This window comes from Alteromonas sp. G4i13 (assembly GCF_054960505.1).
The window spans coordinates 1-25,665 of sequence record NZ_JBHNYX010000021.1 but is presented as its reverse complement, the minus strand read 5'-3'; the positions used below and the strand labels follow the sequence as shown (position 1 = coordinate 25,665).

The 25,665-nt window shown below is 42.5% G+C and carries 22 protein-coding genes and 1 pseudogene; 15 read left to right on the top strand and 8 right to left on the bottom strand.

The features are described from left to right. Positions 1-58 precede the first annotated feature (58 nt). Complete coding sequence (locus tag ACFI6J_RS11845; protein ID WP_278344102.1) at positions 59-2,353, top strand: putative bifunctional diguanylate cyclase/phosphodiesterase; 2,295 nt, start codon at positions 59-61, stop codon at positions 2,351-2,353. A 193-nt stretch (positions 2,354-2,546) separates the two neighbouring features. Then, positions 2,547-2,705 (top strand): YqaE/Pmp3 family membrane protein, encoded by a 159-nt coding sequence (locus ACFI6J_RS11840; RefSeq protein WP_014949371.1) that lies wholly within the window; start codon positions 2,547-2,549, stop codon positions 2,703-2,705. 161 nt (positions 2,706-2,866) lie between these two features. Here the strand turns inward: ACFI6J_RS11840 and ACFI6J_RS11835 are convergent, their stop codons facing one another. From ACFI6J_RS11835 to ACFI6J_RS11825, 3 genes are all read right to left on the bottom strand, one after another. Next, positions 2,867-3,322: a hemerythrin domain-containing protein gene (locus ACFI6J_RS11835; RefSeq protein ID WP_014949372.1), complete on the bottom strand. Its 456-nt coding sequence runs from the start codon at positions 3,320-3,322 to the stop codon at positions 2,867-2,869. A gap of 229 nt (positions 3,323-3,551) precedes the next feature. Continuing rightward, complete coding sequence (gene gdhA, locus ACFI6J_RS11830) at positions 3,552-4,907, bottom strand: NADP-specific glutamate dehydrogenase (RefSeq protein ID WP_014949373.1); 1,356 nt, start codon at positions 4,905-4,907, stop codon at positions 3,552-3,554. Positions 4,908-4,914: 7 nt separating this feature from the next. Then, on the bottom strand, positions 4,915-6,543 hold the full coding sequence (locus ACFI6J_RS11825) for a diacylglycerol kinase family protein (protein ID WP_278345868.1): 1,629 nt from the start codon (positions 6,541-6,543) through the stop codon (positions 4,915-4,917). A gap of 150 nt (positions 6,544-6,693) precedes the next feature. Here ACFI6J_RS11825 and ACFI6J_RS11820 point away from each other — a divergent pair, with 150 nt between their 5' ends. Beyond that, a complete protein-coding gene (locus ACFI6J_RS11820; RefSeq protein WP_039229417.1) occupies positions 6,694-7,224 on the top strand; it encodes a DUF2878 domain-containing protein in 531 nt (176 codons plus the stop codon). A 20-nt stretch (positions 7,225-7,244) separates the two neighbouring features. After that, entirely contained in the window at positions 7,245-7,949 is a 705-nt protein-coding gene (locus ACFI6J_RS11815; protein ID WP_014976474.1) for an SDR family NAD(P)-dependent oxidoreductase, read from the top strand. A 71-nt stretch (positions 7,950-8,020) separates the two neighbouring features. Here ACFI6J_RS11815 and ACFI6J_RS11810 read toward each other — a convergent pair whose 3' ends face one another. After that, positions 8,021-8,851, bottom strand: a complete 831-nt coding sequence (locus ACFI6J_RS11810) for an HAD family hydrolase (protein ID WP_075176520.1) — start codon at positions 8,849-8,851, stop codon at positions 8,021-8,023. Positions 8,852-9,030: 179 nt separating this feature from the next. Beyond that, positions 9,031-9,621 carry a hypothetical protein gene (locus tag ACFI6J_RS11805; RefSeq protein ID WP_278345867.1) on the bottom strand — a complete coding sequence of 197 codons (591 nt, stop codon included), beginning with the start codon at positions 9,619-9,621 and terminating at the stop codon, positions 9,031-9,033. Between the two features lie 584 nt (positions 9,622-10,205). Between ACFI6J_RS11805 and ACFI6J_RS11800 the strand changes: the two genes are divergently transcribed. From ACFI6J_RS11800 to ACFI6J_RS11780, 5 genes are all read left to right on the top strand, one after another. Further along, positions 10,206-11,252 carry a DNA topoisomerase IB gene (locus ACFI6J_RS11800; protein WP_278345866.1) on the top strand — a complete coding sequence of 349 codons (1,047 nt, stop codon included), beginning with the start codon at positions 10,206-10,208 and terminating at the stop codon, positions 11,250-11,252. Positions 11,253-11,619: 367 nt separating this feature from the next. Beyond that, on the top strand, positions 11,620-13,125 hold the full coding sequence (gene putP, locus ACFI6J_RS11795; protein WP_462586171.1) for a sodium/proline symporter PutP: 1,506 nt from the start codon (positions 11,620-11,622) through the stop codon (positions 13,123-13,125). A gap of 16 nt (positions 13,126-13,141) precedes the next feature. After that, positions 13,142-14,251, top strand: coding sequence for a glutamate 5-kinase (gene proB, locus ACFI6J_RS11790; RefSeq protein WP_014998269.1), 1,110 nt, complete (start codon positions 13,142-13,144; stop codon positions 14,249-14,251). Beyond that, the gene (locus ACFI6J_RS11785; RefSeq protein ID WP_462586164.1) at positions 14,248-15,495 is read left to right on the top strand and encodes a glutamate-5-semialdehyde dehydrogenase; all 1,248 of its coding nucleotides are present in this window, start codon (positions 14,248-14,250) and stop codon (positions 15,493-15,495) included. Before proB ends, ACFI6J_RS11785 begins: the two co-directional genes overlap by 4 nt. A 130-nt stretch (positions 15,496-15,625) precedes the next feature. Further along, positions 15,626-16,576: a mechanosensitive ion channel family protein gene (locus tag ACFI6J_RS11780; protein WP_462586163.1), complete on the top strand. Its 951-nt coding sequence runs from the start codon at positions 15,626-15,628 to the stop codon at positions 16,574-16,576. Between the two features lie 3 nt (positions 16,577-16,579). On the opposite strand, the gene ACFI6J_RS11775 is transcribed toward ACFI6J_RS11780, so the two are convergent. Then, a complete protein-coding gene (locus ACFI6J_RS11775; RefSeq protein ID WP_462586162.1) occupies positions 16,580-17,134 on the bottom strand; it encodes an HNH endonuclease in 555 nt (184 codons plus the stop codon). Positions 17,135-17,473: 339 nt separating this feature from the next. Between ACFI6J_RS11775 and pnp the strand changes: the two genes are divergently transcribed. The 5 genes from pnp (at position 17,474) to ACFI6J_RS11750 (ending at position 23,575) form a co-directional block, all read left to right on the top strand. Beyond that, positions 17,474-19,585, top strand: a complete 2,112-nt coding sequence (gene pnp, locus ACFI6J_RS11770) for a polyribonucleotide nucleotidyltransferase (protein WP_458730894.1) — start codon at positions 17,474-17,476, stop codon at positions 19,583-19,585. A gap of 161 nt (positions 19,586-19,746) precedes the next feature. Further along, a complete protein-coding gene (locus ACFI6J_RS11765) occupies positions 19,747-20,040 on the top strand; it encodes a DUF1244 domain-containing protein (RefSeq protein WP_012518312.1) in 294 nt (97 codons plus the stop codon). Positions 20,041-20,317: 277 nt separating this feature from the next. Next, entirely contained in the window at positions 20,318-21,124 is an 807-nt protein-coding gene (locus ACFI6J_RS11760) for a DUF2971 domain-containing protein (protein ID WP_462586161.1), read from the top strand. 75 nt (positions 21,125-21,199) lie between these two features. Further along, positions 21,200-22,642: a DUF2971 domain-containing protein gene (locus tag ACFI6J_RS11755; RefSeq protein ID WP_462586160.1), complete on the top strand. Its 1,443-nt coding sequence runs from the start codon at positions 21,200-21,202 to the stop codon at positions 22,640-22,642. Between the two features lie 168 nt (positions 22,643-22,810). Further along, positions 22,811-23,575 (top strand): RES family NAD+ phosphorylase, encoded by a 765-nt coding sequence (locus ACFI6J_RS11750; protein ID WP_462586159.1) that lies wholly within the window; start codon positions 22,811-22,813, stop codon positions 23,573-23,575. Positions 23,576-23,604: 29 nt separating this feature from the next. On the opposite strand, the pseudogene ACFI6J_RS11745 reads toward ACFI6J_RS11750, so the two are convergent. Then, positions 23,605-23,778: pseudogene (locus ACFI6J_RS11745) on the bottom strand (IS110 family transposase); the annotation flags it as partial. Between ACFI6J_RS11745 and ACFI6J_RS11740 the strand changes: the two are divergent. After that, positions 23,737-24,618, top strand: coding sequence for a hypothetical protein (locus tag ACFI6J_RS11740; RefSeq protein WP_462586172.1), 882 nt, complete (start codon positions 23,737-23,739; stop codon positions 24,616-24,618). The pseudogene ACFI6J_RS11745 and the gene ACFI6J_RS11740 overlap by 42 nt on opposite strands. Positions 24,619-25,404: 786 nt before the next feature. Here the strand turns inward: ACFI6J_RS11740 and ACFI6J_RS11735 are convergent. Beyond that, positions 25,405-25,611 carry a CcdB family protein gene (locus ACFI6J_RS11735; RefSeq protein ID WP_289617965.1) on the bottom strand — a complete coding sequence of 69 codons (207 nt, stop codon included), beginning with the start codon at positions 25,609-25,611 and terminating at the stop codon, positions 25,405-25,407. Positions 25,612-25,665 lie beyond the last annotated feature (54 nt).

The window sequence follows — 25,665 nt, the reverse complement described above, 5'->3', positions numbered from 1 at the left end:
TCAATACTTAGTCATACTGTCTGCGACATAAACAAAACAATTTTTACGAGGCACTATAGTGCAAAAAACACTTAGTCAGAGTTTGTTCCAAACCCTATTCGTAGGGATTGTGATAGCATCACTTCTGATAATTGGAGCAGTGTGGCGCTCAGCCAATACTCTCGTTGTTCAAAACATTGACCACAATATTGTTTTAGCAGAGAAAGTATTCGATAAAGTGGTTGCGGATCGTCAAGCTGTCATACGCAACGTTTCAAAAGTACTGTCTCGCTCATTTGATTTCAGGCGTGCGGTTGGCACAGAGAATATACCCTCTATTGAAGCGGCGTTTACCAGTTACGCGCAGCGACTAAACACAGATATCATCGCTCTGGTAAGTCTAGACCATCAAGTAGTTGTAACGCGTACAGACCTATTCGAAGTCGGTCAAAATGTGGAAAGTAGCCTAGCATTGGTTGCTAAAGGGAAAGACAGCGGTTTCTTCGTAGTCGATAACAAATTAGTACAGTTAAATCTAATTCGCGTAGAAATACCTACGCTTAGATATTACATGCTAATAGGCGTTGAGTTTGATAGCAGATTATTAGAAGAGCTAAAAGCGCTCGTAGACGCTGAAATTATTATCTCAAGAACTAATACCAATGATGTTCTTACGACTACCTTAAAAGAAAATGATGCGCAACGGATCCTCGCGTCAGAACACGACCCCTCGTGGATAGATGTAACCTTTAAAGACGAGCTTACTTACTTTGCCCGTGAGGTGAATATCGCCTCTGATGGCAATTTGCCGGTTAAGATAACTCTAGCTGTAGATACAACGTCTTCATTTAGTGCTTTCACACGTATTCAATTGACGATTCTGGCATTTTGCTTAGTCGCAATATTCATTGCTCTGGGTCTTTCTCTGCTGCTTGCCAGGAACGTGAGTCGACCAGTGTCTACCTTGGTAAAAGCAGTGAATAAGGTCGCGTCAGGAAGCTATGGCGCAACCCTTGACGCACCGTCGAACCTCAAAGAGATTACCGAACTTGCCAACGCAGTCGACAGCATGCAAGCAAGTATTAAAAGTCGTGAAAATCATATTCGTTATCAAGCAGAACACGACGTGCTTACCGGGCTTTTCAATCGGAACTATGTTGAAGGGTTCTTTGAGTCAGAACTTCAGGAAGAAAGAGAGTTACAGGTTGTTGCCATTACCGTAATCGGATTTCGAACCATTAACGACCTCTACGGTTACTCTAACGGCGATAATACACTGAAAGCATTGGCCGAGAGGCTTCAGCGTTGGCCTGGTACATCCGCAAGATTAGCTGGCGGTGAGATTTTATATATTACGCAAGATTCACTTAATGATGACCAGCTCGAAACGCTCAAGCACATATTAGAGCAACCAGTGGAAAGTAACCTGATTGCAATTCCAGTAAAAGTCGCCATGGCGGTTATCCAGTGCCCGCAAGATGCAACAACATCAGAAGAATTATTCAGAAAAATGAATATTGTTACTGATGAAGCGATACACAGCGACAGCTGGTGCGTTCGCTATAGGACAGAACTAGAAGATAAATACAATCGCAGACTATCAATTACCACCGAACTAAAACGTGCGCTGGCTAGCAAGCAAAACGAACTGTCCATGGTTTACCAGCCAAAAATAGATCTGCAGACAATGAAAGTATGCAGCATGGAAGCGCTTATTCGCTGGAATAATAGTGTTCTGGGCTTTGTTCCACCTGATGAGTTTATTACCATTGCTGAGCAAGCAGGGTTAATTGAGCAAGTTACGACTTGGGTAATGAAGCAAACCATTTCAGACTTAGCTTATTTTAGAGGTATGGGGTATGGGTTCACCGTTGCGATGAACTTATCTACTCAGGATATTCAAAATAAGGTACTTCTAGGGAAGCTGGTGTCGCTTTTAACTCAGGAAGGCCTGTCACCTGAAGCTCTGGAACTTGAAATAACAGAAAGCGATTTAGTTGCTGATGCGTCGCTTGCTATAGAGAACCTTAATGAACTAACGGCGCGGGGCTTTCATTTCGCCATCGACGACTTTGGTACAGGCTATTCATCGTTAGCCTATTTAAAGAACTTGCCCGTAAAAACGATTAAAATTGATAAGAGTTTTATTCTGTCGCTCGCGAGTGATGAAAACGACCAGCAAATTGTTCATACCGTGCTGAGTTTGGCGAATGTGTTTAATTTAAAGGTTGTGGCTGAAGGTGTTGAAGACGTAGCGTCGCTTGAAATCTTAAAGGACTGGGGCTGTGATATCGTTCAAGGTTACTACATTAGTCGCCCACTTAGCCGTTCAGACCTTGAAGACTGGCTTCAAAATACGCCTTTCGGTGAATAGCTATTTTTTCAAATTAAATTTATTGTTTTACAGTAATCACCATGCCGTTGCAGCAGTATTTGGCGACATGGCATCGTAAATGCAAAACTAATAATGAAGCGTGTAAAACGCTCTGCGGGCCTGATTTCTTCGCCAAAGTGTGAGTATTTTGCCCACTGAGTTGTGAAATTACTTCAAAAACAAGGAATTTATTATGGACATCATTCGTATACTTTTATCGATTTTACTTCCACCGCTGGGCGTATTTTTACAAGTGGGTATCGGTGCTCACTTTTGGATTAATATCCTTTTAACTATTCTTGGCTATTTCCCAGGTGTTATTCACGCTGTTTACATCATCGCTAAAAAGTAGGTGGTGAAAAACGCTGTATTAGCGGCTATGCAATAAATCGCATAGTCGTAGCGAGTACAGCAACCAAATATGAAATAAACAAAAGCCAGCTTTAATAGCTGGCTTTTTACGTGATGACGTTTGTCGAATAGGACGATTTCGGCAACGTGACATATTCCATGTTAGGCGGTGAGCTTTTCGTCGTCTAACTCTTGCTTCATCTCTTTTTGATATTCATCTGCAAGTTTTGTTTTTTGGCGGTCATTAAGCACATTGCCTGCAACTTGGAAGAATTCCTGTTCTTCGTCGGCAAGGTGATGTTCTACCTTTTCCTGAAGTGTTTTCAAATGACGCAACCAAGCTGGTGAACTCATATCCGTGTCATCGAGCTTTGCGAGTAACTCATCAATTTCGTGATGCTCTGCAATGCCGTGACGTGTTAAATCTACAGTGGCATCTTTCTCCAGAAGATGAGAATAGAAATGGCGCTCTTCAGCGATGGCATGACTTTCAAGCTGTGTCTTAAGCTCTTGATAATATTCACGGCGCGCAGCAGTGTTTCCGCTTGTTTCAGCTAGAATTTTAAGCAGTAAACGTTGCTTTTCATGGTCTTGACGCAAAGCTTCAAAAATTTTCATGGGTAGTTCCTTATAAATACCTAAAAAATGAATCACACCTGTGGTAATGCTATTTTTATTCCATGAATGAGATATTTGTTACGCGCTGATTTTTAAAAGAAATTTCAAATGAAGTGACACAGAGTCATTGAGTTGGGGAAGGGGACAACGCAAATTTTACAAGTCAGTTTCCGATAAATTCACGGCAGTAAGTCCGTGAATTTACCGAAAGAGGGAGATGGGATATGCGCTACACGCCTTGTGCGACCATGGCGTCAGCGAGTCTACGAAATGCTGCTACATTGGCGCCTTTCATATAATCAACGTAGCTGCTTCCAGCATCGCCTTCAGATTTACCCTCATCAACACAGCGCTGATGAATGCTTTCCATAATTGAATAGAGCTGTTCATCGAGTGCGCTTGCGTTACGTTGATTGAACATGGCGTTCTGGCTCATTTCTAAGCCTGATAGCGCAACGCCGCCAGCGTTAGATGCTTTGCCTGGTACGTATGCAATTTGGGCGTCTAAAAACAAAGCCTGCGCTTCGTTTGTGCACGGCATATTCGCACCTTCTAGTACCATTTGACAGCCGTTATCTAGCAGTGATTTTGCATCTTCTTCAAGTAGTTCGTTTTGCGTAGCGCAAGGCAGTGCTATGTCGCATTTTAAATGCCAAGGCTTTTTATCAGCTATCCACTTGCCCATGTTTTCATCTGCCATGTCAGCAAGGATATTGTTGCGGTTTGCATGGTTGTCGATTGCCCATTTAAGCGCGGTATCAGTTAACCCATTCTCATTATGTAAAAGCCCTCGGCTATTAGACAGCGAAATAACTTTTCCGCCTTTCTCTACCGCTTTGAGTGCAGCATGCAACGCTACGTTTCCGGCTCCAGACACTGCAATGGTTTTGCCTTCAATTGGAGTACCTTGATGTCGACATACCGCTTCTAAAAAGTAAATTAAGCCAAAGCCTGTAGCTTCAGTACGTACATAGCTACCACCAAATTCTAAGCCTTTACCGGTTAATACGCCTTCGAACTTATTGTTTAGTCTGCGATACTCGCCATAAAGGTATCCTATTTCTCTTGCGCCAACGTTTATGTCACCTGCAGGTACATCGGTATTTGCGCCAATATGTCGCTGTAATTCACGCATGAAGGCTTGGCAAAACAACATAATGTCGCGATCAGTACGCCCTTTGGGGTTAAAGTCTGACCCGCCTTTACCTCCGCCCATGGGTAAGCCGGTCAGGGCATTCTTGAAACACTGTTCGAAAGCTAGAAACTTAAGCACCGATAAGTTGACGGTAGGATGAAAGCGCAAGCCACCTTTGTAAGGACCCATGGCTGAATTGTGCTGTACACGCCAACCTTGATTGACTTCAATATCGCCATCACTGTTCATCCACGACACGGTAAAATAAATAATGCGTTCAGGCATGCAAATGCGTCTTATAATATCGAACGCTTTGTAGTCTTTGTTTGCATTGTAAATAGGAACAATATCTTCTAATACTTCGTGTACCGCCTGTAGATATTCCGTTTCGTTAGCAAACTTCTCATTAAGAAAGGTATAGATTTCTTCAAAGTTACTTTTCTGAGTCATGTACTGCTTAATCCTTTTCTTCAAAATTGGTGAGAACGTTAAGGCTTCGAGGGCATGTTTTTATCTCAAGCTTTTCGCCTTCGTAGATCTCGCCGTCGACAGCATACGCCGTGGGCTTATCAAATGTTAACGTTATGCTTGATGCGCGTTCGTGCCGTATTGATTCAGATTGCTTCTTTGCTTCAGCTGGACTTAGCACTAGCTCTGCTAACGATGCGAATTGTTTATCAGAGCTGGGCTGAGGTAATAGCCAGGTCAAATCAAGCTTTCCATCGGTGATGTCGGGCGGCTCTGCGCCCTGAGCAAGTGCTGTGGTCATTGGGGCTGCGTTTGCAATAACAAAGCTCGGCGTTTCTAAGGTTTCAGCTGGCTGGTTGTCTTTTGCTACTTTAAACGTCATGTTTTCATTATTTGAAATCGCGTTCCATAGCCCTTTTAGGTAGGCAAACTGGCCGCCTACATTCTTTTCTTCGCGATCAGCGGCCGAAATCATTTTTTCCTCGAAGCCAACTGCTGCCACCAAAAGCATAACGTGGTCGTTACAGGTCGCGGTATCTATGGCTAAGGTGTTGCCCTCTATAATGATGTCGCATGCTGTACTAATAGGCATGACTTTACTAATGTAGCCATGCAACACTTGGCTTAGTGCGTTTGCTGTACCAAAGGGGATAATCCCCATGGTAACGTCGGTGTTGACCAAAGCCGAGGCGACTTCAGTTAACGTTCCATCGCCGCCGCATGCGACAATAATGTGGGCGCCGTCTTGTTTTGCTCTATCTGCTAGTGCCTTACCATCTACTTCAGGTGTGGTTTCTTTCACGGTCACTTTGAATTTTTCATTTAATCGAGAAAGAACGTCATCTCGGTATTGCTCCCATTTACCGCCCCCAGCAACTGGATTAACGATAAGGGTTAGATTCTTTTGTAGTGAAAGTAGGCCACCATCTCTGATCTGCTGTAGCGATGCTAATTGACGTTTGTTGAGCCTTGCTGTTTGGCGTATCTGGTTAATTTCACGTAATGCATCATCTACACTCAACGTAGGGTTTTTGGCCAGTAAATAGGCTGCAACTACCAGAACAGAGCGACCTCGTCCAAGCGCACAATGCACAACAACATTTTTCTTTTCAGAAATTTGTTGATTCAACCAATTTATTGCTAAAACAAGTTGTTCAGGAGTGGGGCTTGTATGGTCGAGTACCGGTACGTTTAAATAGCGGTAATCTTCTTGATATGCCGTCCAATCCAGTCCATCAAATTCAGCGGTTACGTCAAGAATGGCATCAATGTTGTTTTCGTTTAAAAGGCTAACGTGTTTTCCCGACATGCGGCACGCAAGGAATAAGTGCGGCTCAATTTTTTGTAGGGGAGGGACTTTATCCGTTCTGCGTGCGTATTCATTGTAAAGCCAAGAGCCCAGTAAAAAAGGTACAAAAATCCAGCGTATGTAGAATGGTATTGAGCCATCCTCACGTTTGCGAAACAGGCTTGGATAGTTGAGCAAATAGGCGCTGCTTACGGCAATAAGGGAAAATGCAATCCAACCAAATACCACTTTTAATAATATCACTGGCACGGTCAGCGTTAGTGCTAACGCCACTAATGCACCAAGTACGTAATACTTCACCATTTTCACGATTAACACATCCTTTGTAATTGGAAAGAGCAAACAGTCTATGCATCTATACTTACACTGGAGCGTTTTCGTTTACTTTTGTCGCAATAGGGTTGAACTATCACGTACCGGTAAACGTATGCTTTGGTAATGAAAATATGAGCGTTTCAAATGAAGAATAGTGCGGTACTAAAGGTTGCGAACTTTGTATGGTTCCAAGGAATTTGGTGGCTGGTCATCTTGTTCCAGAATAAAGCAGTAATTCCAGTGTTAGGGTTAATCCTTTTGTGGATAGCCATTTCGCCCAAGCGAGTGGAAGATATAAAGCTAATGGGCACGGTATTTTTACTGGGCACGGTGGTTGATGCACTTTTAACCCTAAGCGGGCTGTTCATTTTTAACGAGACAGAAACGCTGGTCAGCTTCTGGCCAATTCCAATTTGGCTAAGTCTTCTTTGGGCAGCCTTTGCAGGTACGGTCTATCACAGTTTAACCGCCTTTAATGGTCGAATGGCCGTTGCGGCGGTTGCTGGAGCTATCTTCGCGCCGCTTAGTTATATCGCCGGCGCCAAATTCGGCGCGGTTGAATTGGGCGCAAGCGTTGTACTTTCTTATATTTTTATCGCTCTAGTGTGGAGTGTAATCTTCCCGCTGTGTTTTTATTTATCCAATCGTTTTGAGGCAAAACAAGCCCAAGCGTAAATGCAAGGAGTGTATTGGCAATGACGAAAAACGTATTAGTTACAGGTGGAAACAGAGGTATAGGTCTAGAAATAGTAAAAGGAATGCTGTCTAAAGGCTATAAAGTGCTAATGGGGTGTCGAGACGAAGAGGCCGGCCTTGAAGCCAAGAAAGATATTGTGGGAGGGGATTTGCATATTATTGAGATGCCTCTTGATAACGAAACAGCCATCGTCGATGCGTTTGTTCGAGCTGAGGCCGTGTATGGCCCTGTTGATATCCTCATAAACAATGCAGGTATCTTAGACGACACGCCATGGAAAGATGTAAATTCTGAGACGTTGGCTAAATCAATGCAAATTAATGTGAACGCCCCGCTTACACTTATCCAGCAAACGTTACCGCAAATGATTGAGCGAGGTTTTGGACGTATTATCAATGTAAGCTCTAGTTACGGTAGCTTCGCCGAGGGACTGAAAGGGCCAATGTGCTATGCGATAACAAAGGCTGCTATTAATGCGCTTACGGTTAAGATGGCAGCGGTAGTTGATGAAGCTGCTGACGGTAAGTCTCTTGATGTAACCGTTAATAGCATGACCCCGGGTTGGGTGCATACCAGAATGGGTGGAAGTGATGCGCCCAAAACGCCCGAGGAGGGAGCAGATACGGCTATTTGGTTAGCAACCATGGAAGAGGGCGGCCCCCATGGCCAATTCTTAAAAGATAGAGAGCCTATAGAGTGGTAGCCTTAATTAACTAGCCTAATTCATATAGTTTGAAGGCTACCATTTTCACGATGCTTTTTAATCAGCATCTTCTAAAGTGAGAATCGCTCTCGTAGAAAGCGGGCGATTCCATCTTCATCGTGATGCCCAATGACGGAAGTGGCGGCGTCTTTGATATAAGGTTTAGCGTTAGAAGGTGCATAAGCCTCGTCTGCTAGCTTAAACATACTTAAATCATTATCACTGTCGCCAAACACAATAACGTTGCTTGCATTCAACTGTTGGCGCAAAAGCTCTACCGCACTGCCTTTATTCGCAAGATTGTGGTGTACATCCATCCAACGGTACTCGTCTCCTTCGATAGCTGGCCCAGAGTACGCTATCAGTCCTTCGTGCGTGTTGAGCTGCTTATACATGTCATAGACTAGCGGTGCATCTCCGATCATACTGATGTTTGTAATATGTGCATTAGCAGGTAGCGACTCAATAGACGCTAGTCGCGCTTTAGTGCGCGAAAAATACTTTTCAATTAAATCGTGTTCCACCTGATGCTTAGGCGACGAATGGTAAATCACGTGCTCGTGATCTGGGCTATCCATATTCACTGTGTTAATGAAAGGCGTAATATTATTATTTACGGCGTGCTCGATAATAAGATTTACTTCACTGGGCGCGAGCAAATTTTCTAGTGTTAGCGCGTTTCCGGCAGGATCCCAAATTGCCACCCCATTATTATAAATGTGAGGGAGTACAAAAGACTGACCTTGTAGCACAAATTGCGCTGAATGCATGGTACGACCCGTTGCTACGGTGAATGCAATGTCTCTCTCACCAAGCAAGCCCAACGTCTCTTTGGTAAACGAGGAGATTTCAGAAGACTTATTTAATAAAGTGCCATCTAAATCAAAAAATATTAAATCCATACAATTGGTGCCTAATCTCTCTTTCAGAATGACGCCGACCAAACGACGAAGGGCAATAAACGTGGAGTTCGTTATATTGCCCTTCGAAAATATTGGAAAAGCTAGATTGATAACTCCGCTATGATTACTGTATCACATTCTGCTTTGAAGCAGCGTTCCATATTATGTCGCTAGTCTTGCTACCGAATAGATTCGACCACTTTGTCGGTGTGCTGCTTCAGTAATTGCGAGACTTTAGAAGCAGACTGTGACTTTTTAAGGTTAATTACCAGCGCAACTTTACCATATCTAACCGCGTGTCTTACGGTTTGTATAACCTCATTTCTGTCTGGACGTAAACCGATTAAACCCGCTATGAATAACCCAATGAATATGCCTGGGCTAATTAGTGCTATGTAGGTAAACAAAGGATTTTGTTGAGTAAGCGCTGGGCCAAACTGCGTTAACAAAAATGCGGTCACTAAACCTACAATCAGACCGATTGAACCAAGCAACAGGTGGGACGACCACATGCTTTTGCCAATGGATGCGCTGTTACGTTCAAGTTTTTCACTCATTTTAGGGTCGCCAGCTTCGATAATTTCTACTTGAGATACCTCAACAGATGTTTGGTCTTGAACTATCTCGAGTACTTCCTGCACTCTAAGTTTTGACGGAAATACAGCCGCGACTTGCAAATCACCGGTTGATACAACATGGGCTCTCAAATTCTCATGTTCATTACTGTTTTCGCTTTTTGACTCTACGTTTTTCGAACTTTGAACATTCATCTTTAAATCCTCGACTTCTTACTTGGACTCTCTCAATCAATCCATTTCACTTGCACTTCAAAGGGTATTGCTGTTCGGCTTCACCCAAGTGCATAGGTAACTCGACAACTATTGTTCATACTTATTCAAGTTGCATTCCGACGAAGAAAAGTAGCGGTTTATACTTTAGTAGAAAAAAGAGAAAGTTCGTTTTTATGCTATTGTTTTTAATGGTTATTTTTGGAAGGTTAAATATAATTTAGTAAGCTGGAAGGCGAAATAAAGAAGGATTTCGAAGCGATATGCTGAGTTTTAGCAATCGCCGCTACCGGACCAAACAGCCGGTACTGAGATAATTTTACACATAGCGTGAAAATTCGTTATGGCCTTTAAAATCACTGTCTTGCCGTGGAAGCGTCGGCTTGCGGCAAGGTTACTTGCGTGTAGTGATCATTTCTGTACGTTCTTCTGTAGATTCTATTTATAAATTGAGATTTGGTACCGTTGTTTGCAATCTGACTAAGAAAGCACAGCGAGCATCTGCGGCCGTAGCAGCACCTTAACAGTCGGTCTTACTTAGCTGGTAAGGAAAGGAGTATCTATAAATGAAACGGATTAAGGGCTATTGCAACGTCTACTCTGATGATAGCCATCTATCAATAAGGCGCATCGCTTGCGGTGATAAACGGTTTTACTATCGTTATGCAAGTGGAAAAAAAGTCACAGGAGAGCGCGTGCTAAAGCGTATCAAAAAGCTTGTCATTCCTCCAAATTGGCGCGACACCTTTATAAGCCGTGACAGTAAAGCCAGCGTTCAAGCCGTCGGCTATGACGAAAAAGGACGTAAACAATATATCTATCACAGCAAATGGCACGAGCAGCAGCAAGTAGAAAAATTTGAGCGTTTGGTTGCCTTTGGTAATGCACTTCCTGAGTTCCGTGAGCACTGTCTTTCATTAATTTCACAGCCAACATGGACGCAAGAAAGAGCTTGCGCGCTGGTGTGCCTGTTGCTCGATTACACAGGTGCTAGAGTTGGCAACGCTCAATATAGCAAGGAAAATAACACATATGGGTTAACTACATTGCGGCGCAAGCATGTACAAGCGCAGTGTGACGATAGTGTTGAACTTGCTTACATTGGTAAGCACGGCAAACCAAGAACACTAAAAGTAAATGACCCTGAGCTTGCTTCATTAGTTTGTGACTGTGCGCAACAACAAGGTTACTGTTTATTTCGTTATCAAGATGAGAATAAACAATGGCACGACGTAACGAGCGAAGACGTAAATGCGTTCATCCACAAAGAACTAAGTGAACAGTTCAGTTGTAAAGACTTTCGAACGTGGGCATCAAGTCGATTTGCACTAACAAACCTGCCCAGTGTGTATGAACAGATAGCAAACTCCAGAACCAAGAAATGGGAGAGTACGTTAAGTAAGTGTGTTGCAGCAGAACTTGGCAATACTCCCACCGTTTGCAGGAAATATTATATTCATCCGAAACTATTTACTGTGAAAAATGACGAAAAGGCGTGTGAGAAGCTAATTAATCGGGTTCGCTCGCTACATAGTGAAGATTGTACGCAACTTACCCATTTATTGCCTGTAGAAAAGCTTCTTTTGGATGTTATTTCGTCTGAGTGCGCGTAACAAAGTATTTTTAATGAAAATGTTTTAGCTGATAGTAAAGTTGCTGATTTCCGCGCCTTTTCAGCTAAAGTTAAATTGTTTCATAAATGACTTGGTGTTTTTAAGTTGTTGAATATTAGTGGTAATTATAAATGTTGTTAACGTAATATGCTGTGAAACATGGTTGGTGCTAATTTAAACATAAGTGCCAGCTAAACGATGTTGTTTAAAAATTGCACTTGAAATTTTCTGTCAGATCCTTATATTGTTAGAGCTCTAATGATTATTGTTCGATTTAATTATTTGCTTTTGAATTTGAATTAGCAAAGGTTAAATGGCGTTTTCATTTACGAGTTTTCGAAGAGCAATAGAGGAAATAACGAACGTTATGCCAATGGAAAGTTACCTATCACTAGCGGTGTATTTTATAGCGATGTTAGGGATAGGGTTGTTTGCTTACCGACAATCTACCAGTGATATTTCTGGTTATATTTTGGGAGGGCGACAAGTTAGCCCTCAAGTAACCGCACTGTCTGCGGGTGCGTCTGACATGTCTGGTTGGATGCTAATGGGCTTACCAGGTGCAATGTACTTAACCGGTTTCGATGCGGTTTATATTGCAATAGGGTTGGTTGCAGGTGCGTTGGCCAATTATTTACTAGTAGCACCAAAACTTCGCGTTTATACCGAAGTTGCCAACGACTCGCTTACTGTGCCTGAGTTTTTTGCCAAGCGTTTTGATACGCCTAACTCAAGCTTACGCATTGTTTCAGCGGTGATTATCGTACTGTTTTTCACGCTATACACCTCTGCCGGGTTAGTTGCAGGTGGTAAGTTGTTTGAAAGCGCGTTTTCAGTCGATTATCAGTTAGGCTTATTTATCACGCTGGGTGTAGTGGTGTCTTATACGCTACTTGGTGGTTTCTTGGCAGTAAGCCTTACGGACTTTGTACAAGGGTGCATTATGTTCGTGGCGCTGGTACTGGTTCCAATTGTCGCGTTTACCGAGTTCGATAGCGTGTCGCAAATGACAAGCGCCGCTTATCAATCTGTACCCAATTTTTCTGAATCGTTAGAAACGCTAACGATTGTAGGGTTGCTATCGAGTTTAGGTTGGGGCTTAGGTTACTTTGGACAGCCGCACATTATTGTTCGCTTTATGGCAATTCGTTCTGTTAATGCCATTGGCACAGCGCGAAATATTGGTATGTCGTGGATGTTAGTGACCATCATTGGTGCACTGGCAACAGGATTCGTAGGCATTGCTTATGCCAATCAGTTTGGTCTTGCTGTCGACGACCCTGAGACGATATTTATTATTTTCTCACAATTGCTGTTCCACCCACTTATCAGTGGATTTTTAATGGCCGCTATTTTAGCCGCTATTATGAGTACAATTTCGTCGCAACTGCTGGTTAGCGCAAGTTCGTTAACCGAAGACATTTACCGCGTAATGGTAAATAAAAAGTCTTCAACCAAGGCGCTGAGTGAAAAGCAAACGGTAACAATTGGCCGTTATGGTGTAGCTGTGGTTGCATTGTTATTAGCCATGGATGCGTCGAACACAATTTTATCTTTAGTAAGTAATGCTTGGGCAGGTTTTGGTGCAGCATTTGGTCCGTTAGTACTGTTTTGTCTGTATAAAAAGGACCTTACAGCGAAAGCGGCAATGGCGGGCATGATCAGCGGTGCGGTAACCGTATTGTTCTGGATTTATGCGCCCGTTTTAGCTGACGGTAAAACGTTAAGCAGCGTTATTTATGAAATTATTCCAGGGTTTGCGGTAAGTACGTTAACGCTTTATGTGGTAAGTCGCTTTAGCGAAAACCCATCGTCAAACGTACAAGCAACATTCGCGCAAGCCAGTGAAGAATTAGCAAATCAACAATCTTAAGGTTAAAAAGTTTATTATGAGTCATCCAAATTGGAAACGCGTAGTCATCAAAGTGGGTAGTGCATTGATATCGCCCAACCAACAAGGTTGTAGCAGTCATTACCTTTTGAGCATTGCGCAATTTATCGTGCGATGCAGAGCCAACGGTACACAAGTTGTACTCGTGTCTTCTGGTTCTGTCGCAGCAGGTGCGCATCTGTTTCCAGAGCAAGAGAAGTCAGATATTGCGGTTAAAAAAGCAATGGCGGCAGCGGGTCAAACTGAAATGATCGCCACGTGGGACAGACTGTTTGATTTTCCATCTGCCCAAATGCTTTTAACGCATGCTGACCTGCGAGACAGAGAGCGTTATGTAAGTATTCGTGAAACGATATTCAGTTTATTGGATAACAATATTCTGCCAATCGTGAATGAGAACGACACCGTTACCACCGACAAATTGAAAGTGGGTGATAACGATAATTTATCGGCCATGGTGGCGTCGGCAGCGGAAGCAGACGCGCTTATCATTTGTTCAGACATCGATGGGTTGTATGACAAGAACCCGCATGAACATGACGACGCGAAATTGCTGAAGTCAGTTAATACCATTGACCAAAGCATTTACGACATGGCTGGTGGTGCGGTTAAAGGCGGTGTAGGCACCGGCGGCATGCGCACTAAAATTGAAGCGGCCGAAAAAGCCGTTTCGCATGGTATAGATACATATATTATTAACGGCTTTACTGAACTGTCGTTTAATATGCTGTTGGCGGGAGAAAACCCGGGCACGCATTTCGTACCTCATGACAAACCAATGCAAGAGAATGTGCATTGGATGCGCCATACATCAAACGCGCAGGGTGAGGTGATAGTTGAAGGGGACTTTGACGCCTCTTTAGACAGCGACGCAGAGCAGCTTACAAGTAGCGAGATTATAGACGTGAAAGGTGAGTTCTCGGTAGGCGACACTATTCTAGTACGCAAAGAAGACGGTACTAAATTGGTAAAAGCCAAGTCGAATTACAGTAGCTGTTTATTGAATTTTATTGCGAATCAGGAAAACGAAGAATTCGCCCATGAGTTCGAGGAAAAGACTGGGCCAATTATTTCTGATCAGCACATAGCAAATCTGGAGAAAGAATGAGCATTATTACAGAGTTAGCACAACAGGCAAAAAAAGCTGCACGTACACTGGCAATTTTAAGTGAAAGCCAGAAAAACGCGGTGTTAACTGATATGGCCGCGGCAATTCGTGCAAACAAAAGCAAAATTATTGAAGTAAACGAAAAGGAAGTAGCGCGCGCTAAAGAAAATAACTTAGACGCAGCAATGGTTGATCGCTTAATACTTAATGAAGAGCGTATTGAAGCCATGGCTGAGGGTATTGAAGTTATTGTTGAACTTGACGATCCGGTAGGTAAAGAGCGCGTTATCGGTACTCGTCCAAACGGTATTGAAATTAAGAAAATGCGTATACCGCTTGGTGTTGTGTGCATGATATATGAAGCACGACCTAATGTTACTGCCGACGCAGGCGCGCTGTGCTTCAAATCGGGTAACGCAGTAATATTACGTGGTGGTAAAGAGGCATTGGATACCAGCTTAGCCATTGCTGAGCTTATGCAAGATGTGCTGGAAAAACACAACTTGCCGAAAGCACTGGTTACGGTTGTGCCAAATCCTGACCGCGCATTAATGCAAGAGCTAATGGAACAACGCGACTATATTGACGTTATTATTCCACGTGGTGGCGAAGGCCTTATTAACTACGTGACTGATAACGCCAAGGTGCCAGTTATTCAGCACTTTAAAGGTGTGTGTCACCTTTATGTAGACAAAGATGCAAATTTAGATAAAGCGATGGCGCTACTTCTAAACGGTAAGACACAACGTACCGGCGTGTGTAATGCTTTGGAAGGTCTAATTGTACACCAGGCTATTGCGGGTGATTTTCTGCCAAAAGTGGCCGAGGCGTTTAAAGAGAAAGGCGTTAAGGTTCACGTTAATGAAAAAGGTAGCCAGTACTTCGACGGCGCTGACGTTATTTCTGAAGACGCGTACGGTGAAGAGTATCTTGGCCTTGAAATCGCGATTCGCGTGGTTGACGATTTCGACGCTGCGGTTGACCACATTGCGCAGTTTGGTAGTAACCACACGGAAGTAATTTGTACTGAAGACGCGGAAAAAGGCAAGCTGTTCCAACGTACTGTTGATGCAAGTGTAGTAATGGTTAATGCCTCTTCACGCTTCTCAGACGGCAGTCAGCTTGGCTTAGGTGCAGAAATTGGTATTGCAACCACTAAACTGCATGCTTATGGCCCAATGGGCTTGGAGTCACTGACTTCAGAGAAATATTTAGTGAATGGCGAAGGCCAAATTCGCGACTAATAAAAAGATGTTATAACTGGTCGGCATTGTGCCGCGAGTTTACATGCTTCATAATTAAAAGCGCTGACATTCGTCGGCGCTTTTTTTCGCCTATTCAAATATTTACCCTCGGAGTACAGACGGAGCCTACATGGAGATTGTGATAGAACCAGCGCAGTTATGGCATCAATTTATAAGTTTTGCCAATGATTATAAACTGCTGACATCTCTAGTACTTTTAATTGTACTGCACTTTATCAAAAAGGGTGTGTTGCGTCTTATCAGGCGCATTAGTTCTCATCGTGGCGAAGACCGCCGAAACCAAATCAATATCCTAGAGCAGCTGGGTAATGCCTTTATCATTATTGTGTTAATGATGGTGTGGAGCTCTGAAATCCAAACACTGGCAATTTCCATTGCTGCTTTTATGGTGGCAATTGTGCTGGCAACCCGCGAGTTTATTCAGTGCTTTATGGGGTTCATTTACTACCTGGGCGCACGGCCGTTTAGGGTAGGCGACTGGATTCAAATGAATAACATCATTGGTGAAGTAGTAGAGATGGACTGGGCAAAGACAGCGCTTTTAGAAGTAGACCCTGAAAGCTTTAACTACACGGGTAAACACGTGTATGTGCCTAACAGTCAGCTTGTAACCCAAACTGTGCGTAACCTTAACTTTATGCGTCGCTACCGTTTGCATTCATTTGAAATAGTGAACGAGCCTTCTGTGAACGCCTATAGTTTGCTTCCAGCGTTTCATGCCAGGGCTCAGGCACATTGTGAATATTTCCGCGACGTAGCAGAGCGCTACAAAGGCTTAATTGAACGTCACTTAGAGCAAGAGTTTATTCGCATCGACCCCGAGGTCGAGATTAAAACCAATGAACTTGCCAAAGTAGTGGTGAAGGTAAGCTTGTTTTGCCCCACAGCCGAAGCCCACGAGCTAGAGCACAAAATGTGCTCAGATTGGTTAAGTCTGTGGTTCAAAGCGCAAAAAGAAGAGCAGCGCCAGCTTCTTGCACAACACAGCGATTCCTCTTCGGTGCAAAACCAAGCTAAAGCAATGCCCGAAGCACAGACAACTACTAGCGGTGCGCTATAGCGTTTATTCCAAGCACGTCCATTCTCTGTGGCTGGTAAAGTGGCCTTGTAAAAAGGCCATTTGGTCAGCCAAAATCCGCCTGTTCATTAAATAAAAGCGTTCGTACACATTGGGTCTGAAGGGGACTGCAAGTAGAGGCATGTTGGCTTCTTCTGGTGTTTTAGCACCCTTCGCGTGATTACACCGCTGGCAAGCAGTGGCAACGTTCGTCCAACTGTCTTTTCCGTCGCGAGAGCGTGGGATAATGTGGTCTCGGGTAAGCTGCTTTGGCGTAAACTTATTGCCGCAGTACATACACAGGTAGCTATCGCGCCTAAACAAATAGCGATTAGTAAGGGCAACTTTGCCAGATAAATCTGTTACCTTGCCGTCGCACGCGATAATACTAGACAGGGTAAGCTGACTTTGCAGCCCTTCGTGATTCCAGCCTCCTTTAAGCGTAATAGCATCGCTACCTAGCTCAAATAGCACCTTATCTTGACTGTAAAGCTTTGCGGCTTGTTCAACATCTATCCACTCTTGTGGCATGCCTGCTTTATTAAGTCGAAGTACCAACATGGTTATCTCCTTTAGCACACTAATATTAGACGTTCTTGTTGTGGTTAATCACTTCTGCGCTTTGGTCGCACGTGATGCTTATTTATATTCTTGCTTTGTTCGCTTTTTGTTCTAGCATACGCTGTTTTGTGTCAATATGATGAAAATATAGTCAATAATTGAAATTTCACAGATATTTCATATAGTCATGGTGCTATAGGTGGTAGCGGTTAATGACCAAATAACACGACAAATTCCGCGCGGGGCTGCATTTGACCATGGTATTAACGCTACTTCATGGCTATACTATGCGCCGCGTTTAAAAGCGATAAAATAAAGATTGAAATTAAAGGACAAATAGTGACTCCTATTACTAAATCATTTCAGTATGGACAGCATACTGTAACTCTAGAGACGGGTGTAATTGCTCGTCAGGCAACAGCTGCGGTTCTTGCGAGCATGGACGATACGTCTGTACTGGTAACAGTAGTTGGTAAAAAAGAAGCCAAAGCAGATCAAGACTTCTTCCCACTTACTGTTAACTACCAAGAAAAAGCGTACGCTGCGGGTAAAATCCCAGGTGGTTTCTTCAAGCGTGAAGGTCGTCCATCTGAAGGTGAAACACTGATTGCACGTCTTATCGACCGTCCAATCCGCCCATTATTCCCAGAAGGTTTCAAAAACGAAGTACAAGTTGTTGTTACTGTAATGTCTGCTAACCCAGATATCCCTACAGACATCATCTCTATGATTGGTACTTCAGCAGCCCTTGCTATCTCTGGTATTCCTTTCAACGGCCCAATCGGTGCGGCTCGTGTTGGTTTTAGCAACGGTGAATACATTCTAAATACACGCGCAGAAGAGCAAGCTGAAAGCGAGCTTGACCTTGTTGTTGCGGGTACTGAAGGCGCAGTACTTATGGTTGAATCAGAAGCGAACGTGCTTTCTGAAGACACCATGCTAGGTGCGGTTATGTTCGGTCACGAGCAAATGCAAACTGTAGTTAACGCAGTTAACGAATTTGCTGCTGAAGTTGGCACTGAGAAGTGGGACTGGGCACCAGAAGAAGAAAACACTGCGCTTAAAGACAAAGTTAAAGCACTAGCTGAAGCAGAAATGACTGCGGCTTACCAGATTTCTGACAAGTTAGAGCGTAAAGACGCGGTAACTGCAGCAACTGAAAAAGCGCTTGCAGCCATTATTGCTGAAGACGAAACGCAAGATCAGAAAGAAGTACTAGACCTTCTTCACGAACTTGAGTCTGACGTTGTACGTTCACGCATTCTATCTGGCGCGCCGCGTATCGATGGTCGTGACCCAGCAATGATCCGTGCACTAGACGTAGCGACAGGTATTCTTCCTCGTACTCACGGTTCTGCACTATTTACTCGTGGTGAAACTCAGGCACTTGTAGCTGCTACGCTTGGTACAGAGCGTGACGCACAGATGATTGACGAGCTTCAAGGTAAGCGCGACAGCCGTTTCATGCTTCACTACAACTTCCCTCCATACTGTGTTGGTGAAACCGGTATGATTGGTTCGCCTAAGCGTCGCGAAATTGGTCACGGTCGTCTAGCGAAGCGTGGTATTCAAGCAGTAATGCCAAGTGAAGAAGAATTCCCGTACGTAGTACGTGTGGTTTCTGAAATCACAGAATCAAACGGTTCATCTTCAATGGCGTCGGTATGTGGTACTTCACTAGCGCTTATGGATGCAGGTGTTCCAATTAAAGCATCTGTTGCGGGTATCGCAATGGGCCTAGTTAAGAGTGACGACAACTTTGTTGTACTTTCAGACATCCTTGGTGACGAAGATCACCTTGGCGACATGGACTTTAAAGTAGCGGGTACTACCGAAGGTATTACTGCACTTCAAATGGACATTAAGATTGAAGGTATCACTAAAGAAATCATGCAAATTGCGCTTAAACAAGCAAAAGAAGCACGTTTGCACATCCTTAAAGTAATGGACGAAGCGATTGGCGGTCACCGTGAAGAGCTAAGTGAATTTGCTCCACGCATTTACACAATGAAGATTGACCAAGACAAGATTCGTGACGTAATCGGTAAAGGCGGCGCAATGATCCGTCAAATTACTGAAGAGTCTGACACTAACATCGAGATTGAAGACGACGGTACTATCAAAATCTTCGCGACAGAGCGTGCGAAAGCAGACATCGCTATTAGCAAGATTGAGCAAGTAACGGCTGAAATTGAAGTAGGTAAGACTTACAACGGTAAGATTACACGTATTGTAGACTTCGGTGCGTTTGTAGAAGTACTTCCAGGTAAAGAAGGTCTTGTTCACATTTCACAAATCGCTCACGAGCGTGTGAACAAAGTAACTGACTACCTAGAAGAAGGCCAAATGGTTGACGTTAAGGTTATGGAAATCGATCGCCAAAACCGTGTACGCCTAAGCATTAAAGAGCTTCTAGAAAAGCCTGCGCCTAAGTCTGACGACGCAGAGTAATGCCGATTAGGTTTTAAACCTAGTTAGCTGTATATAAGTAAAAAGGGAGCTTGGCTCCCTTTTTTCGTTTTAGGTTTTAAAAGAGATAGCGGGTTGGGTTTTATCCGTTAACCCACACATTCAAACCATAACGAAAAACGCTTTTTTAGAGGTATTAGATAATGGATAAGCAAACGCAAACCGAAGTAGAAGCAGCGGTATTCCGCCGCTTAGTAGAACACCTAGACGCGAATAAAGACGTTCAGAACATCGACCTGATGATTTTGGCCGATTTCTGCCGCAACTGCTTGGCAAAATGGTATTCGGCCGCTGCAAGCGAGCAGGGCGCTGATATCGACTACGAAGCCGCACGCGAAGTGGTATACAAAATGCCGTATTCAGAGTGGAAAGAGAAGCACCAGCTTCCTGCCACTGACGAGCAGTTGGAGAAGTTGGCTGCTAGGCAGGGGAAGTAATTTTTAGTTCGAGTGACGTTGAATTATTTGTTTTAGAAGCCAGCGGAAGCTGGCTTTTTTGTTTTTGGGCTTGGTGGAATACATTGAAAGCATTTGCATACGGATATGGTGTTTTTAATAAATCAGCGAAAAACGACAATGCGATTTTTTCTTTATTTCTCTGTTGTTTATGGTTTAGAGTAGTATAAATACAAGGAAAGGTTCCCGAAAGTGGTGTGGATTAGCATGACGGTTTGGGGATGAGTAAACTGTTATGTGAGCGAGTACAGAGAGAGATATGGATAAGCCTAGGACACTTTATAAATACGAGTCGATTTCAGTTCAAAGCTTACTGAACCTGAAATCTCAGACCATCTATTTTGGGCCCCCTGCCAATTTCAACGACCCTTATGATTGTGCAATATCTGCAAGAGTAAGAGAGCCGACAGATAGCGAAATAAACGATTTTAGAAAAAAGTACTCTGAAATCGATGAAATTCCGGAACTCACTCGAAATCAACTTAAGACTATTCCGGTTGATCAACTAAAAAAATGGCTCATGAGAGCAACCCAACAATCAGCGAATGAAATAGTTGAAAAAAATATTGAGCAGCGGGGCGTGTCATGTTTTTCAGAAGTTAATAATGAACTTCTTATGTGGTCGCACTACGCTGACAAATATAAAGGATTTTGTCTCGAGTTTGATACGAACTACGAACCTTTCTCGAAAGTGAGAAAAGTCACTTATACAGATAAAATGCCTACACTTAGCATCACAGAAGCACTCATTAACAATGATTACGACCAGTTTCTTGAGCTTTATTGCACTAAGTCTGGTTCTTGGGCATACGAAAAGGAATGGCGTTGTATTCATCAAGTGGCAGGGACAAGTTGGACATATGAATCTGATGCGCTGGTTAGTATATATTTTGGGCCAGAAATAGATCCTAGAGCACTGGAAATAGTTTGCTTGATTCTTAAAGGTCAAAACTCGACTATTAAGTTCTGGCGAGGCTTTAGAAGCAGTGAATCATTCTCAGTTGAATTCAAACCTTTTGAATACACAAGTAACTTAGAAGCCAGAAAACTAGGAATAATTACATAACAAGTCAGTGCACGCGACAAGTGCGTGATTGCGAAATTAGCTATGGAAGTCGTTAGCAATAAATAAGGACGAAAATTGTTATATAAATATAGAGCAGACAATCAATATACCGAAATGATTTTCACTACAGGAAAAGTTCATCTTTCCGTCGCAAGTGCGCTTAATGATCCTTTCGAATGCAGCCTTAAAGAGATAGGTTCTGAATGGATTAAAAATGAAGTCGCACAAATGAAACAAGCAGCAATTGCCGGTTTTGTGATGCAAGCTACTCGCTCAATAGAAAATAAAGACTTTGCATTTGGAATGTCTCATAAGAAACTATCTAAGGTTCTAAAAAAGCTTGGTTCTAAAAGAGAAATAGATGAGAAATATAGATATTTTCGTAAATTGATGCTTGAAAAAACTGGCTATGAAACATCAAATGCAGATAGGTTTTTTGCGAATATTAATGATCAATTAGAACGTGTAGGGATATTTAGCCTAGCGGAAAGCTCTTCGAATCAGCTAATGTGGTCTCATTATGGTGGGGAGCATTACGGTATTTGTGTTGGATTTGACAATGAAGAACCTAATACAAAATTGAGTAATCCTGACAACTGTCTTCAAGTTACTTACTCTGACGACATTCCTGAAATGACAAAGGATGGCTTTAAAACTGAATTAGGGATCGGGATTGATACAAACGGTCAACTTCAGAATCGTACCTTTCAATTGGCATTTACTGATTGTACGTTACAACGAGTCATCAGTACTAAGCCAACATCTTGGTCCTATGAACAAGAATGGCGATATGTTGAACCTGCCGGAGGTGCATATAACTGGCCAAGCAAGATAAAAGAAATCGTATTTGGGTTGAAGTGCCCACAAGATCGTAGAGAGCACTATATTAATTTGGCAAATAGAAATATCCCACATGAAGTATTTCTTTATGAGATGGTTAAACATAAAGACGGTAGTGAGGTTGTCAAAGTACCATACGCCTTATTGAAGACAGCACCTATTAATGTACTGGAAAGTCGAGAATACGTTAATGACTCTGGAGACAAAGTACAAGTTCTAAGTGCAGAACAATTTTCCTATGCTGTTGAGGAACTAATTAGAAAAGGCGATTATGACGAAGCTTTGTTTCAAGTGGAAAATGCATCAACTGAAGTGGAGAGCCCAGCTCCTCACCTAATCTCTCTAAAGGCTATGGCTCTTGGTCATAAGGGAGAGCACGAAAAAGCACTAGAGGAGTTTACTAACTTAAGTGAGCTATGTCCCGGTGACCCAATAGTACTATATCAATTAAGTTGTGCACTTGACGCTTGTGACCGTGTAGAAGAAGCCAATGAAGTTCTAAAAAAAGCAAATATGCTACCTCACGAGGACGCCAGTATTCCCTATAATATCGGTGTGAATATCATTAAATTAGATGGAGATGTAAATGAAGCATTACAATATCTAATAATGGCTCGCGCTCTAAAGCACCCCAAGGCTTCGAAATTAATAGAAGCTATTCAGGAACAAATAGCCTAACAGAATAATCAAGAAAGGCATGTTTGTGTTATGTGGAGCGGCTTCGCCATTATGCCCCACATGTCTAAAAACTAAACAAGACAGGCATGTTTATGCCAGTATGGTTAAGGTTTGGCGGTAGCATTGCTCACACCTTAATTCTGCGTTATGTAAAAAAAGGAATCCGAAGTGACTTTTAAATCTTGGCGAAGCTATTTTGATTTCAAAGAAGTTGTTCATAGGAAGAATCGTTACATTCTCGATGATGAATCACAAGATTTCCTTAACTCACTTATAGAAACATGTAGTGATCGAGAAAGAAAAATTGAAGCTGGAGCAACACTTTGGCGAGCTCAAAATGGACACTCTTGGTACTCATATTGCCAAGAAGACCCTGAATCCAAAGAAGTGGTGCATGTGGACGACTTTCCTTGTCCTTTTCCAGAAGAAAGGATGAAGCCTTTAGTTGATAGCGCTGTAGAAGGAAGGGCTAACCCAAAAGGCATTCCTTACCTGTATGTAGCCACTGATAAAAACACGGCAATGTCTGAAGTAAGACCTTGGCTAGGTGCGATAATTTCTATTGCGCAATTAAAGATAGAGAGAAATCTGAAGGTGTTAGACTTTTCGGTAGAACATGGTGAAAAGCATAAATTTAACCTTTACTTTAAAGAGCCAATGTCAGAAGAAAAAATCAAAGCGGTCTGGAGAGATATTGATAACGCATTCTCTGAGCCAACTCAAGATTCAGATATGAAATCTGACTATGCACCAACACAAATTATATCCGAGTATGTCAAATCAAAAGGGTACGATGGCATCGCTTATAAAAGTTCGTTAGCAGACGGTCATAATATCGCACTTTTTGATATTGATTCAGCTACTGTTGTTCGCCGTACAGTATACAAAGCGTCAGGAATTAAGTTTGACTTTGAAAATGTTGAAGAATTTTAGCACTAAACAAGACAAGACTAAATATGACAGGCATGTTTGTGTTTAGATTCAAACTGGCGGAGCAGCTTTTTGACACTGACCTTAGATGAGGGAATACGCCCATAATGAACCGGGGCTGCACCTCGCTGTTCTTCTCAATAAGCAACCTCATGAAACTCGTTATGAGTATCCAACCCTATAAAAATCATGCTATGTTTGTTCATGCTAGCCTCCAAATTGATTTAGTATTGAACAAACTAATTATGGCTCTGGCTGAAAAGTTAACCCACGAAAATGCAGGGGCTAGCACTTTTACAAGGAGTCATTGTGTCTATGTTTTTCAGGAGAGCGTTATCAAATCCATAGATTTATATTCTTACAAAATGAAAAAAGAAGAGTTTGAAAGCGCATTCAACTCAGCAAAAAGTAAGTCCATGAGAATCGCTTACCAAAAAAGTATTAAGCAAACTGAGAGTGCGTTTAAACAGTATGAAAAGTTTTATAGTGCTTTTTCAAAAGTTCTTGAAGGAGAAATTAAGGATTATCAAAAGTTAAACGCTGACTTTGAAAACCAAATTGACTCATTGAGGGCGGAAAAAGATGACATTTCTAGTCACATGTTAAACAGTTTGGATAATGAACAATTATACGGTTCTTTTGAGAGTCATTCGAAATTACGAGACACATTCATCTATCAAGTGAAATCTCAGAAAAAGCTTGCAGACGATACCCAGTCAATGACTACTCAATTTTTATCTCTCATCTTAGAAACAACTTTTAATACCTTATTTAAAGGTATTTACCTTATGGATCTGCAAAGTGCAAATACAAACGCTGCAAAAGAGTTTGTCGCATTTTCTGTTGGCTTAACAGTATTCGGCCCTTGGGCATCTGGTGTAGTAACTGTAGCTAATACAATCAAATTTAGAGCAATTGCCAGGAAGTCAGCGGACGATATCAATTATTATTTAGAGTCATACCAACAAAGTATCGATGTTTGGGAACAAGTAACAGAATCATACATAGTCTTGCTTGATAATTGGGAAACGAATAAAAAAACATAACAAGCTGTTAAAGCGGGACTGCTAAAGTTTGGCTCGGTTCCGCTTCGCTACTGTACTAAACAAGACAGGCATATTTCTTTTCTCCGTTGAGCAAGCTTTTGACGCACGCTGTTACCGCATTCCGACGAGTTTTATGCATTTTATAGCTGAACTTTGTTCACAATAGATAGGGTGTAGACTAAACAAGACAGGCATGTTTGTGTAGCGTTAAATACACTGAAATCATCTGCATGTCGATTTGATGTTTTTAATAAATGAGCGAAAAACGACATTACGGTTTTTTCTTTATTTCTCTGTTGGTTATTGTTTAGAGTTGTAAGAAGAAAAAAGGAGAAGTGCCCCAAAATGGTGTGGATAAACTAAATAGGACAGGCAAGTTTGTAGATGAAAACGTACTAAACAAGACAGGCATGTCTGTGGACAGACTAGCCTAACAAGTAAAGGCAGTGGACGCGTAAATGCGCCTCTGCTTTAGGCGTTAGATTTTTAAGGAAGAATTATGTCGCAAAAAAGACTAAATAAGACAGGCATGTTTGTGTAAGACTAAACAGGACAGTCACTTTTTACAACGGTATGCATTCGGTACCTGTCTTATGCGCTTAGGGAGGAAATACTACATTTGTTATCTGTCTTACGCTTAGTGAGAATATGGAACTAGCACTTTTAAAGAGTGTCATCGTGTTTAAAGGTAATTAGAACTACGACTAAACAAGACAGGCTCATTTGTGCACTTCTCTAGGCACATTATGCCGTTATGCCCACCTGTCAGAGTCTCTTATAGAAAGGCTATATTCCAGTAATAGCAAAGTCTATTGCACCTATTAGCAATTCGCGGGATTGCTCTAAAGAACCGATGCAGTCTTTGAGCACATCTTCGGGTATGGAACTAAGTTGTTGAGTCATGAATAGGTATGTCTCGCCTTCGAATTCTATTTCCGGCGTAAGGTTTTTCATATAAAGACTGTTTTTAGTCTTATTCTGTGTCAACGGCACAACCGGCGTTTTTCAAGGTAGTTGTCGCCTAAGCTGTTAAGCAGCTTCTTTTTT